Source organism: Paraprevotella clara YIT 11840 (genome assembly GCF_000233955.1).
Classification (GTDB): Bacteria; Bacteroidota; Bacteroidia; order Bacteroidales; family Bacteroidaceae; genus Paraprevotella; species Paraprevotella clara.
In genome coordinates this window covers 49,529-63,247 of sequence record NZ_JH376592.1, presented here as the reverse complement: position 1 = coordinate 63,247, position 13,719 = coordinate 49,529, and the positions used below count along the sequence as shown (strand labels likewise).

Sequence of the window (13,719 nt, the reverse complement as noted above, 5' to 3'; positions counted from 1 at the left end):
TCAACCGTATTTCACGTATCCTAAACGCGTATATTTCACGCCCTGACTCTCGTAATGTCCCATGACGCGGGCGGAAAGCGTGATTTCCATGCCGGGCGAAAGCTGGCGGCTGAAGCAACTCAATGCTTTGGGCGTCTGGCTTCTTCCGGCTGCTTTTTCGGTGAAAGTATAACGGTTTCCTTGGCTGTCTGCGGCCAGAATGCGTTGGTCGATATAAAAGTCCGGCTTGTAAGTGTCCACTTGCTGTTTGACATATAAGATTTTCAGTTGGAGGGCTTCCAGTTTTTTCCCTTTCTCCCCGATGTAACGGCTGGGCGAACGATAGGCAGGCCGTCGCGGGGGACTGAGTTCCGCGTGTACCACGGCAAAACATTGTGCGGTTTCTTTTAGTTTCAGGAGCTTTTTCTTTTCCGGTTCGAAGCGGTTGGCCATCCACAGCACGTAGTTCGGGTCGATGTAGTAGACTTCCGCGATGCGTTTGCCCCGGTATTTTCCGAAAGTCAGCGTGTCGTAAGTCTGTTCGTAATAAGGAATGAAAAAAGTATTGTCCACCCACTTCAGGGTTACCTTGCAGTACTTCAGCAAGTCCATGGCTTTGCCTGCGGCCATGACGAATGTATCGGCCAGCGTACGGATAAAGAGGGGAGGGCGTTCGTCTGCGAATATGCGCCACAAGGCATAATACCGCCGGTAAGGCGTAGCGATGCTGATGGCATAAAAACCGTTTTCGGATGTCCGTCCGGAGTTGAACGTCGCGACGGTAGCCGTGACGCGTGCCATGTCCGTTTCCGGAATCGGTTCGTAAAATCGTATGTTGTTCTTGATGGCTCCTTTCTACGGCATGTATCGCCGTATGCAAATATACACAAAAAAGAAATCATTTCCAAGCGATTTCGTGCGAAATGGAGGGCGGGAAGTTATCATTTTGTTACTTTTTGCATTTTATTTCGGCAATGTAGAACCTCTTTCAGCTCTCTCTTAGGCGTCTGTTTTGAATAAATATTCATATTGCGAGCCGGTTATGCAATGATATTCCGTATATATGCAATTTACCATGAGGAAGAAAATTTTTCGTTTGCAGGCGAATGAAAAATCATTTGCCGCAGAACGGTTTCACAGGATGGATAAAAACGGGGACGAATGCCTGGGAAAGGGTGGAACGGCGGGAGGAAAAGTCTGTTTTTTCCTCTATTTGGAGACCGGAAAATGTCGTCATCCGTGTGTCGTTTTGTCATGATAGCCGTACGGATGCTGACGGGTTTCCATGGAGATGCGGACGGTTGGGCATGCCGGATGTCCGAATGAAAGCCGGAACGGCTACAGGCTGACTTTTTGTTTATGGGTAAACACGCGAGAATGGCGTATTTGCACCGTTTGTCCAACAGGGCTGCAAATACGACATTCTCGTATGCTTGGATTTGACTTTTTGACAGAATGTCAAATTCAGGAAGGAGGGAGCCGGATCCGCTTTCTACCGCTTGCCCTCTTGAGGATGGTTGAGGGTTTGTTGCCGTTGCACCAGTGTCTCGGCACATTGGAGCATGGCAAAACCGTATTGCTTCATGTCGCGGAAAACAGGGTCGTCCTCAGCAGCCTGTACAGTCATACCCTCCGTGCGGTATCGGATTTCCTGTTGCGTGTCCGGAAAATAAAGGAACAGGCGTGACGAATCCCTCACGCCGATGAGGTTGTCGGCTGTGAAATACATATAAGGACGCTTCTCTTTCAGCAAATCCACACCGAAATCGTTTTGCACGTAACCGATACCCAACAGGCCCAAAAGGGTCGGGGCCAAATCCACCTGCCCGCCGTAAGCATCCACGATGCGCGGAGCTATGTCCCGCCCGTAAATCATGAGCGGGATGTGGTTATACGATTGCGGGCTTTCGCATTCGGGCGTGCCCACCAGTTTGCCGTGGTCGCCCAAGAGGACAAACAGCGTATGGTCCGCCCAAGGGCGTTTGAGGGCGTCCGTCATGAAGTTCCGGATGGACCAGTCGGCATATTCCACGCTTTGTTCTTCCGTCGTCCGGCTGCGCGGATGGAAGTAGGGCGGGATGATGTAAGGCGGATGGTTGCTGATAGTGAGCAGGACGCTGAAAAACGGTTGTTCGCTTTGGGCTTGCCGGTCGAGCACGGGCAGGGCGTATTGGAACAGGAAGTCGTCTTGTACGCCGAATCCGTTGACCACCTTGTCCGCCGGGTAGTTTTCCTGCGAATAAATGTCGTCGAAACCGTTGGTACGGAAAAAGGCATTCATGTTGTCGTATTGCGATTCGTGAGTCATGAAGAACATGTTATGGTAGCCGTTTTCTTTCAGTACAGTGGGCAGGCCGGAGTAGACCGGAATGACGGAACCTTTCATGGCGTTGCGCTTCATCATGGCCGGGAACGAATAGAGCGAGGAATACATGCCATGGTTGGTGTGGATGCCGGATGAATAGAAATGGCTGAAGCTGAGCGATTGTTGCCACAGGCTGTCGAGGAAGGGCGTAAGGCTGGTTTCGTGACCGAAAGTTTGCATCAGGTGAGCCGACATGGACTCCATGAGGATGACGACCACGTTGCGGCGTGTCGGCAGGCTGTCGGCTTCCACGCGGCGTGCGATGGGCGAGATGCCGTCCATGCCCTTCCGTCCGAGGAGGGTTTGCACGCGGGCTATGGCTTCGTCTTCCGCCATGAGGTGCAGGAGGCGGTTTTCCTTCCGGTTGTCGTCGATGGCACTGGTCATCAGGTTGAATACCGGGTTAATTCCTAATTGGTTCAGGAAGGCATCATTGCAGTAATACGCCTGGCTTACTTTTATGGGGTTATAACCCCGCCGTCCGCGGATGCCGAAAAAGCACAAGCCTATAAGGGCGGTTCCGGTCACAAACGTAAAGGCGGCGGCTTTCCATCTGTTTGCCGGGGGCGCGGCGTTTCGGCTTAAAAGGAAGAACGTGCGCGACAGCCGGAGGGTGATGTAGGCAAAAGCCGCGATGGCTGTCAGTCCCAAGGCGATGGGAAGGTAATAGGACGTTTCGCCGAATACCATTCCCGCCGTAGTGCCCGCGTAGTCGAACCAGTTGAATATGGAGGAATTGATGGGCTTGAAGAAGTAGGCGAAATAAGGGATATTGGCTGCGGAAATGATGAAACACAGCGAATAGAAAAAGATGAAGAAGAACGCAGAGGAGCGGTAAAGCCAACGGGCGGTGTAGCCGAACCATCCGGCTATCCAGAATACCGCCAACGGCAGCAGCAGGATGTAACAGGCGATGACATTGTCGAACCAGAGGCCGCGCAGGAACGCCACGCTTTGCAAGGCATAGTCTTCCGATATCTCTTTCGGGAAATCATAGTCTGTGGCGATAAAAAGCGCGACACGGAGTCCGAAGAAGAACAGCAATGCTACGAGATGTACACTTAAAAGGTAACCTATCGAGCGGATGAAACGCCCGGCAAAAAGTCTTTTCATCATGATGACGAGGATGTTAATTTTCTGTAATTGGTCGCGAATTTAGGAAAAAAGATTGTATCTATATAAAATCAGCCGCTACTTTTTTCTTTTTAAAAGTTGAAAAATGCTTTTTGCCTTGGCAGAAAAGAATTATCTTTGCGTCCGTTATTATAAATAAGTTTGGGAGCGCGTGCGAGGAACGCGAAAAACACTTCAACTATGGACAAGAAAAAGATAATCATCATTGCTTCGGTCGTAGTCTTGCTCCTTTGTGCGGGATTAGGCTACATGGTCTATTCTTACATGCAGGAGAGTGCGGAGAAAGAGGAAATGCTGAAACTGGCGGAAATGGACAAAAGGGAGATGGAAAACGAATATGCCCGCTTTGCCCAGCAGTACAGCGAAATGAAAACGCAAATCAACAATGATTCGCTGATCGCCCAGTTGGATAAGGAGCAACAACGGACGGAAGAGTTGTTGGCTGAATTGAAGCAAGTGAAAGCTACTGATGCGGCCGAAATCATGCGTCTGAAAAAAGAATTGGCCACGTTGCGCAGCATCTTGAGAAGCTATGTGCATGAAATAGATTCGTTGAACCGGGTAAACGAGCAGCTTCGTAGCGAGAACCAACAGGTGAAAGCCCAGTACACCCAGGCTACGCAGACTATCACGAACCTGTCTACGGAAAAGGAAACGCTGAGCGAGAAAGTGGCCATCGCTTCCCAACTGGATGCCACGGGCATTTCTATGGTCGGACAGAACAAGCGTGGGAAGAAGGCCCGTAAAGTCAAGGATGTGAAGAAGTTTGTCGTCAGCTTTGTCATTGCGAGGAACATTACGGCACAAGCCGGAAATCGGAGTATTTATGTGCGCATCACCAAACCAAACAACGAAGTGCTGACGAATGGAGGAACGTTTGTCTATGAGAACCGGAACTTGGAGTATTCTGCTAAAAAGGATATCGAATATAACGGAGAAGCTACGTCGGTGACGGTATATTGGGACGTCAATGAGTTTTTGAGCAAGGGCACTTATCGCGTGTCGGTTTTTGCCGATGGGCATAATATCGGAAACGCAAGCTTCAACTATGAGAAGTAGAAATGTTGAGGAATGTGCAATATGTACGAAAATAGGTTAAATCATGAGGATTTGACCTATTTTTGTTATACTTTTGCATCGTTGCCTATGCAATTTTCAGGTGACGATCAAGCGGAATATTAAAAACAGACAAGATGAAAAGACTTTTTGGCTTTTTGATTCTCGCGGCTTTTTTCAGCATGTTACACGCGCAGCGTGTGCTCAGCTTGGATAGTTGCCGGAATATGGCCATTGCAAACAACAAGAGCCTGCTGATAGCCAAAGAAAGGATGCGGAAGGCGCATTATGACCGGAAAGCGGCATTTACCAACTTCCTTCCGGATTTCTCGGCCACGGGAACGTACATGTATTTCAGTGATGAAATTTCATTGTTGAACGACGGGCAGAAATCGGCTCTGAACCACATGGGAACCTCGTTGCAGCAAGGGTTGACACAGGCGGCTACTCCTATCATCCAGCATATCGCACAGACGAATCCCCAGTTGGCGGCTTCTTTGCAGCAGGCCATACAGAGCGGAAAACTGGACGGCATGTCCACGGCTTTAAACCAGTTGGGCAATGAACTGACGGATGCCTTGCGGACGGATACCCGTAACATGTGGGCCGGAGCTGTGACACTGATGCAACCTTTGTATATGGGGGGTAAAATCAGGGCTTATCACCGTATCACGAAGTTTTCCGAAGCATTGGCGCGTACGCAGCATGATGCCCAGTTGCAGGATTTGATTCTCAACACGGACGATGCCTATTGGACGGTCGTGTCGTTGAGCTATAAGAAAAAGATGGCGGAGAGCTTCCTGGACTTGGTAAACCGTCTGGACGGCGATGTGGAGAAGATGATAAGGGAAGGAGTGGCTACCAAGGCGGACGGATTGACGGTAAAGGTGAAAGTAAACGAAGCTGAAATGTTATTGACTAAGGTTGACAATGGTTTGGCTTTGTCTAAAATGGTGCTTTGTCAGTTGTGTGGTATGGATTTGGACACGAAGTTCACGCTGACGGATGAAAATCGCGAGTTAGCGAGCGCAGAGACAAGCTCGCTTGCCTCTGCCGAGCGTGAGCGATTTATGCAAAGCCGGACGGATTTGCAAGTGTTGGAGACGGTACCCGATGATGCCGTACAACGGGCGTGGACTAATCGTCCGGAATTGAAAAGTTTGGATTGGGCTCATAAGATATACGAAGACAAAGTACGGGTGGTTCGTTCGGAAATGCTGCCTTCGTTGGCTTTGACCGGTGGGTATTTGGTTTCCAATCCTTCATTGTTGAACGGTTTCGAGAATAAGTTCCGTGGGATGTGGAACGTGGGCATCATGCTTTCCGTGCCTATTTTTCATTGGAATGAGGGTATATATAAGGTAAAGGCCGCCAAAAGTGAAGTCAATATCGCCCGTTTGCAGCAGACCGAAGCGCAGGAAAAGATAGAATTACAGGTCAATCAAAGTCTGTTTAAGAATACGGAAGCACAAAAGAGACTGGCTTTGTCGGAGAAGAACATGGAAAAAGCGGAAGAGAATCTCCGTTATGCCGATAAGGGATTCAAGGAAGGAGTGGTTCCCGTGACGAATGTCATGGAAGCCCAAACCGCCTGGCTTTCCGCCCAGTCGGATAGGATTGATGCACAGATAGACTTGAAACTGGCACAGACTTATCTGCAAAAGGCTATGGGTACGTTAGGCCCGGGATTATAATGAGAATGAAACCTTGACGATAATAAAATGTAAATGGATGTATGGAACTCAAGAAACAAAATAATAATGTGATATGGGCGTTGGTAACGCTCGTGGTGGTCATTGCGGCTGTGGCTGTGGCAGGCATGCTTCTGTTGGGGCATGACGATGAGTCGATTCAGGGACAAATGGAGGCGTCTGAATATAGGGTTTCCAGTAAGGTGCCGGGTAGGATATTGCATTTCTATGTGAAAGAGGGCGATCACGTGAGAACCGGGGATACGCTGGTCGTATTGGAGGCTCCGGATGTGGCAGCCAAACTGTCGCAGGCCGAAGCAGCCGGTCAGGCTGCTCAGGCGATTAAAGAGAAAGCCGACCGCGGGACGCGGGCAGAACAGTTGCAGGGGGCATACGAGATGTGGCAAAAGGCGAAAGCCGGTCTGGACATCGCCGAGAAGTCTTATCGTCGGGTCGACCGTTTGTTCGAAGAAGGAGTGATGAGCGCGCAGAAGCGTGACGAGGCTTATGCGAATTACCAGGCGATGAAAGCCACGGAACGCGCCGCGCGGGCACAGTACGAAATGGCGCGTAACGGGGCGCAACGTGAGGACAAGGAAGCGGCAGCCGCACAAGTCGCACGTGCGAAGGGGGCGATTGCCGAGGTGGAGTCTTACATGAAAGAGACTATATTATTGGCGCAGATGGACGGTGAAGTCTCCGAGATTTTCCCCGAAACGGGGGAATTGGTCGGTACGGGAGCGCCTATCATGAACATTACGATGCTGGACGACCGTTGGGCGACATTCAATGTGCGTGAAGATTTGTTAAGCGGTTTGGCCGTAGGAAAAGAATTCACGGCGTACGTGCCTGCTTTCGGTAAAGACATCAAACTGAAAGTGACTTACATGAAGGACCGGGGAACTTATGCGGCATGGAAAGCTACCAAAACCACCGGACAATTCGACCTGAAAACGTTTGAGGTGCGTGCGGTTCCGGTGGGAGTGAAGGAAGTGCTTCGTCCGGGCATGTCGGTCATCATCAAACGATAAGGAGGCAACGGGCATGCAGGCGTCTCATGGTATAGCAGGCATTATGGTGCGTGAGTTACGGCGGCTGGTTTCCCGGCCGTTGTACCTTTGTTGTATGGTAGCGGCTCCACTCCTTTGTTGCCTGTTCTTTACCACGCTGATGTACGAGGGGTTGCCCAAGGATATGCCCGTGGGAGTGGTGGACGAAGACAATACGTCCACTACGCGGGAAATATTGCGTAACATGGATGCTTTCAGCCAAGTGCACCTGACAGAAGATTATGCCTCGGTCAGTGAGGCGCGGCGAGCCATGCAACAAGGTAAAATTTATGCTTTCTACTATATTCCGGAGGGCACTACCGAGAAGATTCTGTCGAGCCGGCAGCCCACGGTGTCTTTTTATACCAATAACAGCCTGCTTATTGCCGGCTCATTGATATATCGTGATTTACGTACGATGTCCGTGTTGGCCAATGCTTCGGTCGGCTTGCAGACGTTGCAGGCCAAAGGAATGGACGAGCGTACGGCTATGGCTTTCTTGCAACCGATCGTCATCGACACGCACGCCTTGTCTAACCCGTGGCTGAACTATTCGGTTTATTTGAACAATACGATTCTGCCCGGCATCTTGATGATTATGATATTCATGGTCACGGTCTTTGCCATCGGGAGCGAAATCAAGGAGGGTACCGGGAAGGAGTGGTTGGCCATGGCGGACAACCGGATGTGGAATGCTCTCGTAGGCAAATTGCTTCCTCATACGGTCATCTTTTTCAGCGTAGCCGCAGCTTACGACGCTTACCTTTATGGCATATTGGGGTTCCCGTGCCATAGCGGTATCGGTCCACTGTTGTGTGCCGCTTTTTTGATGGTATTGGCGTCGCAGGCTTTCGGAGTGTTTCTCATTTCTGTCCTGCCCACGTTGCGGTTGGCTCTGAGTGCCAGTTCGTTGTGGGGCGTCGTTTCGTTCTCCATTTCGGGTTTTTCGTTTCCGGTGATGGCTATGCATCCGGCTTTGCAAGTACTGAGTAATTTATTCCCGTTGAGGCATTATTTTCTGATTTATGTCAGTCAGACGCTGAACGGCTACCCGATGGTTTATGCTTGGAAGCCTTATTTGGCTTTGTTGTTGTTCGTTTTACTTCCGTTGCTATTGCTCAAGCGGTTGCGTACGGTCATGTTGAACTATGATTATATACCTTAATCTGTCATGAGAACGATAAAAGAATTGCATATCCTATTCCGTGAGGCTGTCAGTGATACGTTTTTTATATGGCGTAAGGAAGCCGGTCGCGTGGTGCGTGACCAGGGAGTACTGATCTTTTTTATTCTGGTACCGGTACTTTATCCCTTGCTCTATGCTTTTATTTATACGGGAGAAACGGTCAGGGAAGTTCCTGCGGTCGTTGTCGACGGGGCGAATACGGCTTTCAGCCGCGACTTTGTCCGTAGGGTCGATGCTTCTCCCGATGTAAAAGTCGTGGCGCGGACGGGAAATATGGAAGAGGCGAAAGAATTGATGCGCCGCACGAAAGCGTATGGCATCATCCGTATTCCGGATGATTTCAGCCGTAAGGTCAACCGGATGCAACAGGCGTATGTCGGTTTGTACTGCGACATGAGCGGATTGCTTTACTACAAAGCGCTGCTGACGGCGTGTACGGACGTGTCTTTGGATATGAACACCGAATTGCAGATCAAACGGATGGGGAATACCACCGTGCGGCAGGATGAAGTGTCTACCGCACCTTTGTTGTACGAGAGTGTGGCTTTGTTCAATCCGACGAACGGGTTTGCCTGTTTCCTGATTCCGGCTGTGTTGATGCTGGTCATCCAGCAGACGCTGCTTCTGGGTATAGGACTGATAAACGGTTCTGCCCGCGAACGGGCTACGTTGCATACCCAACTGGTTCAAGGGACAGGGAGAGGTACGGTGCGTTTGGTGTTGGGCAAGGCACTGTGCTACCTGATGCTGTATGCTTTGGTGAGCGTGTGGGTGTTGATTGCAGTGCCGCAACTGTTCCATTTGGCTCAAATTCCTCAGGCATCCGACTTGCTGGCGTTTATGGTGCCTTATTTGTTGGCATGTATATTCTTTGCCATGACGTGTTCCATTCTGGTGTACCAGCGTGAGACTTGTATGTTGATATTTGTATTCACCTCCTTGCCCTTGTTGTTCATTTCGGGGATTTCATGGCCGGGAGTGGCTGTGCCCGATTTCTGGAAATATGTATCTTGGTTGGCCCCTTCCACGTTCGGCATCAACGGTTTCGTACGTATCAATACGATGGGGGCTTTATTGGAGGATGTGACATTCGAGTATGTCGGCCTGTGGATTCAGGCTGGAATATATTTCTTGACGGCTTGTGCGGCTTATTATTACATGATAGGCGAGAGCCGGAAAATCGCGAGTAAGCGAGCGCAGACCGAGCTTGCTCAGGCTCTGCCGAGCGAGAGCGATTTATCTAAAAAGGCGGAATCATTAAACTAATCCATATTCATGAAAAAGTTATTTCTGATGGTCATGGCCGTTTGGGCCGGACTTGCAGGGACGGCGGCTGCACAAAATCTTCTTTCTCCCGCCGAGGCTACGGTTTACGAAGGTGACAAACTGGCAGACGAAGGCGCATGGTGCTGGTTTGCCGACCCGCGTGCGTTGCATTATGAGAATGCAAGCGGTACGATAAACAGCAGTTATGTCGGTTATATTGACGTGCATGGGGCTGTGAAGGCCGTGCAGTATGATTTTTTGAAGGGAAGGAGGTCGGAAGTGCTGATACGCTCTTATTTCCAACCGGACGACCATAATAATCCGACGTTTCTGGTACTGCCGGACGAACGTGTCATGATATTCTATTCGCGGCATACCGACGAGCCCTGTTTTTATTACCGTATTTCCCAAGTCCCCGGCGACATTACGACGTTGGGCGAAGAGAAGAAAATCCTGACGAAAGACAATACGACCTATCCTTCTCCTTTTATATTGTCCGACGACCCGGAGCATATCTACTTATGCTGGCGCGGTATCCGTTGGCATCCCACCATCGCGCGGTTGTCGTTGCCGGATGAGAACGATGAAGTGCAGATAGACTGGGGGCCTTACCAGATGGTGCAGTCTACGGGGGCGCGTCCGTATGCCAAATACTATTCCAACGGGAAAGACCGTATCATGTTTACCTATACGACCGGTCATCCGGATAACGAAAATCCGAACTGGTTATACCTGAATAGTGTCAACATCAGGACTTTGCAACTGGAAGACGTGCAGGGCCAGGTATTGTCAACCATTGCCGACGGACCGTTTAAGGTGAACCGTACGGAACAATATGCCGTAGATTATCCGGTAGCGGTCGTGGATCATACACCCGGTGTGCGTGACTGGGTGTGGCAGGTGGCTACCGACAAGCAGGGGCATCCGGTGATAGCCATGGTCAAAATCAGTGGAGACAAGAAGAAACACGATTACTATTATACGTATTGGGACGGACAGGCCTGGAAGGAAATCTTCTTGGCGCATGGCGGAGGGCATTTCCACCAGACACCGGATATCGAACGTTGTTACAGCGGCGGCATGGCCATAGATCCGGCACATCCCGAGGTGGTGTATTGTTCCGTGCCCGTCAGCGGGGCGTTCGGATGTGTGTATGAGATTGTCAAGTACACGGTGGATGTCCGCAGTGGGGACGTGAAGGCAGAGCCTGTTACCCGCCATTCCCGTAAGAACAACGTGCGGCCTTACATTCTTCCGGATTCCGAAAGTTCGCTTTTGCGTCTGGCGTGGATGCATGGCGACTATTTCGATTGGATTGTCAGTTCAGCCCGTCCGGGGTATCCCACATCCGTTTACGGCGATTTCCGTTGGGAGGAAGAACCGGTGGACCTGAAAAACGGGTGGATTGCCGGAGAATGCTTTGGAAGCGGCACGGCGTGGATGTCGGGCAAAACGCAAAAGGTGGATGTGCCGCGTGAATGCCGGAAAGGCGATTTCACGTTGTTCGTGGCTGTGGAAGCAGGTGACGAGCCTTTGCACGGAACCGTTTGCCGGGGGGGGGATTGGTCGTGGGAGGCTGATTCCGCTTCGTTCAAACCTTGTTTGACGGTAGGGAAGCAAACCGTCAGGAGTTGTAACGTATTGGGTACGGCTGACAGTTGGTTGCGTTATGGGCGCGGGACGAATGGCAAGTGGTACCCGGTGGAGCCGTATTCCCGCTTTACGTTGGCCGTAGTGGCCGAAGGCGGTCGTTTGACCACGTATGTCAACGGCTTGGTAGACCAAAGTATGGAGGGCGATTGTGATTTGCGTGGCTTGCTGTTGGACGCTTGCAATGGCCGTATCGGCAGCTATACGGTGTACCATCGTGCTTTGAATCCCGCAGAAATCGCCCGTTTGGATTCTCAATGTCGCTAAGTTCCGCTACTTTAAAATAAAGCAGGATGCGGTTCGGTGTAGTCAAATTAGAAAAACTTCGTTTTTATTTGTCTCTGCGCTCACCTTTCACTACTTTTGTAGCAAAATTATAAAGCATTGGTATCAGTTGAGAAATTAAGAGTGGAGTTCGGGGCGACCCCGTTGTTTCAGGACGTTTCGTATGTCATCAATGACAAAGACCGTATCGCCCTTGTGGGAAAGAATGGGGCCGGGAAGTCCACCATGTTGAAGATTATAGCCGGACTGCAACAGCCCACTTCGGGAACGGTGGCTGTTTCCGGCGGTTCCACCATCGGCTATCTGCCGCAGGTGATGGTGTTGAGCGACGAGCATACGGTGCGTGAAGAGGCGGAACAGGCTTTTTCCCATATCAGCCAAATGCAGGAACGGCTTGACCGGATGAATCAGGAACTGGCAGACCGTACGGATTACGACAGTGAAAGCTACATGGTTCTCGTGGAAAAGTTTACGCATGAGAGCGAGCGTTTTCAGATGATGGGCGGCATGAATTATCAGGCCGAACTGGAACGCACTTTGATGGGGTTAGGGTTCGTGCGCGAGGATTTCGACCGTCCTACCCGTGAGTTCAGCGGAGGATGGCGTATGCGTATAGAGTTGGCCAAGTTGCTGTTGAGGAGACCCGACGTGTTGTTGCTCGATGAGCCGACCAACCATTTGGACATCGAGAGCATACAGTGGCTTGAAAATTTTCTGGCCACTAAGGCCAATGCCGTCGTCTTGGTGAGCCATGACCGCGCCTTTATCAATAATATAACCAACCGTACCTTGGAAATTTCCTGCGGCCGCGTGTTCGATTACAAGGTAAAGTATGACGAGTACGTGCGGCTACGCGCAGAACGTCGCGAGCAGCAGCTTCGTGCATACGAGAACCAACAGAAAGAAATAGCCGACATCAAGGAGTTTATCGAAAGGTTCCGCTATAAACCCACTAAGGCCGTACAGGTACAGAGCCGCATCAAACAGCTTGAAAAGATGGTGCCGATAGAGGTTGATGAGGTGGACAACTCGGCTTTGAGGCTGAAGTTCCCGCCTGCCTTGCGTAGTGGCGACTATCCTCTGATTTGCGAAGGCGTGAGAAAGGCATACGGGGAACATGTCGTGTTCCACGATGTGGACTTGACCATCAAACGTGGCGAGAAGGTGGCGTTTGTCGGAAAGAACGGCGAAGGAAAATCTACCTTAGTCAAATGTATCATGGGTGAGATTCCTTTCGAGGGGAATTTGAAGCTGGGGCATAACGTGCAAATAGGTTATTTTGCACAAAACCAGGCGCAACTTTTAGACGGCGAACTGACGGTATTCGACACGATAGACCGTGTGGCCAAGGGAGACATCCGCTTGAAGATACGCGACATATTAGGAGCATTCATGTTCGGCGGCGAAGCTTCCGAAAAGAAAGTCAAGGTGCTGTCGGGGGGAGAACGGAGTCGTTTGGCCATGATTAAACTCTTGCTCGAACCCGTGAACTTCCTGATTCTCGACGAACCTACGAACCATCTGGACATGCGTTCCAAAGACGTGTTGAAGGATGCCATACGGGATTTCGACGGAACGGTAGTAGTCGTAAGCCACGACCGCGAATTTCTCGACGGCCTCGTCTCCAAAGTGTATGAGTTCGGCGGGGGACTGGTCAAGGAGCATTTGGGAGGTATCTATGACTTCTTGCAGCGTAAGAATATCGAATCTTTGAACGATTTGCAGAAACCTTCACTTTCCACATCTTCGACGATGGTTTCTTCTGTGGAGGAAAAAACAGGGCCTTCCAATCGGTTGAGCTACGAACAGCAGAAAGAACAACAGAAAAAAGTCCGTAGGTTGGAGAAGGCGGTGGAACAGTGCGAAGCCCGAATCGGGGAGTTGGAGGCCGCAGTGAAAATGCTGGAAGACCAACTGGCCACTCCGGAAGGGGCTGCCGATGTTTCGATCTACGAACGTCATGGCGCGTTGAAGAAGCAATTGGACGAGGCTGTCAATGCGTGGGAAGAGGCTTCGTTGGAACTTGAAGAGGCACAATCTTGAATATTCTACAAATAC

Annotated in this window: 10 protein-coding genes; 8 read left to right on the top strand and 2 right to left on the bottom strand. The window is 50.6% G+C overall.

Translation table 11 applies throughout. The features are described from left to right. A complete protein-coding gene (locus HMPREF9441_RS04535) occupies window positions 1–780 on the bottom strand; it encodes an exodeoxyribonuclease X C-terminal domain-containing protein (protein ID WP_008618505.1) in 780 nt (259 codons plus the stop codon). Window positions 781–1,085: 305 nt separating this feature from the next. Between HMPREF9441_RS04535 and HMPREF9441_RS04530 the strand changes: the two genes are divergently transcribed. After that, window positions 1,086–1,328 (top strand): hypothetical protein, encoded by a 243-nt coding sequence (locus HMPREF9441_RS04530; protein WP_009389202.1) that lies wholly within the window; start codon window positions 1,086–1,088, stop codon window positions 1,326–1,328. Between the two features lie 143 nt (window positions 1,329–1,471). On the opposite strand, the gene HMPREF9441_RS04525 is transcribed toward HMPREF9441_RS04530, so the two are convergent. Further along, the gene (locus tag HMPREF9441_RS04525) at window positions 1,472–3,460 is read right to left on the bottom strand and encodes an LTA synthase family protein (RefSeq protein WP_008618499.1); all 1,989 of its coding nucleotides are present in this window, start codon (window positions 3,458–3,460) and stop codon (window positions 1,472–1,474) included. A 198-nt stretch (window positions 3,461–3,658) separates the two neighbouring features. Here HMPREF9441_RS04525 and HMPREF9441_RS04520 point away from each other — a divergent pair, with 198 nt between their 5' ends. The 7 genes from HMPREF9441_RS04520 to HMPREF9441_RS04490 all read left to right on the top strand — a co-directional run bounded on the left by HMPREF9441_RS04520 (window position 3,659) and on the right by HMPREF9441_RS04490 (window position 13,704). Continuing rightward, the gene (locus HMPREF9441_RS04520) at window positions 3,659–4,537 is read left to right on the top strand and encodes a hypothetical protein (protein ID WP_008618495.1); all 879 of its coding nucleotides are present in this window, start codon (window positions 3,659–3,661) and stop codon (window positions 4,535–4,537) included. Window positions 4,538–4,671: 134 nt separating this feature from the next. After that, window positions 4,672–6,228 carry a TolC family protein gene (locus HMPREF9441_RS04515; protein WP_008618493.1) on the top strand — a complete coding sequence of 519 codons (1,557 nt, stop codon included), beginning with the start codon at window positions 4,672–4,674 and terminating at the stop codon, window positions 6,226–6,228. 41 nt (window positions 6,229–6,269) lie between these two features. Beyond that, window positions 6,270–7,256: an HlyD family secretion protein gene (locus HMPREF9441_RS04510; RefSeq protein WP_008618491.1), complete on the top strand. Its 987-nt coding sequence runs from the start codon at window positions 6,270–6,272 to the stop codon at window positions 7,254–7,256. Window positions 7,257–7,350: 94 nt separating this feature from the next. Further along, window positions 7,351–8,439 carry an ABC transporter permease gene (locus HMPREF9441_RS04505; RefSeq protein ID WP_008618490.1) on the top strand — a complete coding sequence of 363 codons (1,089 nt, stop codon included), beginning with the start codon at window positions 7,351–7,353 and terminating at the stop codon, window positions 8,437–8,439. Between the two features lie 6 nt (window positions 8,440–8,445). Then, complete coding sequence (locus HMPREF9441_RS04500) at window positions 8,446–9,726, top strand: ABC transporter permease (protein ID WP_008618488.1); 1,281 nt, start codon at window positions 8,446–8,448, stop codon at window positions 9,724–9,726. 9 nt (window positions 9,727–9,735) lie between these two features. Continuing rightward, window positions 9,736–11,643 carry a BNR repeat-containing protein gene (locus HMPREF9441_RS04495; protein WP_008618487.1) on the top strand — a complete coding sequence of 636 codons (1,908 nt, stop codon included), beginning with the start codon at window positions 9,736–9,738 and terminating at the stop codon, window positions 11,641–11,643. Between the two features lie 117 nt (window positions 11,644–11,760). Continuing rightward, a complete protein-coding gene (locus tag HMPREF9441_RS04490) occupies window positions 11,761–13,704 on the top strand; it encodes an ABC-F family ATP-binding cassette domain-containing protein (protein ID WP_172634914.1) in 1,944 nt (647 codons plus the stop codon). Window positions 13,705–13,719 lie beyond the last annotated feature (15 nt).

Coding starts and splice junctions, on each gene's coding strand:
- HMPREF9441_RS04495 (WP_008618487.1), top strand. CDS start 9,736: ATGAAAAAGTTATTTCTGATGGTCATGGCCGTTTGGGCCGGACTTGCA.
- HMPREF9441_RS04520 (WP_008618495.1), top strand. CDS start 3,659: ATGGACAAGAAAAAGATAATCATCATTGCTTCGGTCGTAGTCTTGCTC.
- HMPREF9441_RS04525 (WP_008618499.1), bottom strand. CDS start 3,460: ATGATGAAAAGACTTTTTGCCGGGCGTTTCATCCGCTCGATAGGTTAC.
- HMPREF9441_RS04530 (WP_009389202.1), top strand. CDS start 1,086: ATGAAAAATCATTTGCCGCAGAACGGTTTCACAGGATGGATAAAAACG.
- HMPREF9441_RS04500 (WP_008618488.1), top strand. CDS start 8,446: ATGAGAACGATAAAAGAATTGCATATCCTATTCCGTGAGGCTGTCAGT.
- HMPREF9441_RS04515 (WP_008618493.1), top strand. CDS start 4,672: ATGAAAAGACTTTTTGGCTTTTTGATTCTCGCGGCTTTTTTCAGCATG.
- HMPREF9441_RS04535 (WP_008618505.1), bottom strand. CDS start 780: ATGGCACGCGTCACGGCTACCGTCGCGACGTTCAACTCCGGACGGACA.
- HMPREF9441_RS04505 (WP_008618490.1), top strand. CDS start 7,351: ATGGTAGCGGCTCCACTCCTTTGTTGCCTGTTCTTTACCACGCTGATG.
- HMPREF9441_RS04510 (WP_008618491.1), top strand. CDS start 6,270: ATGGAACTCAAGAAACAAAATAATAATGTGATATGGGCGTTGGTAACG.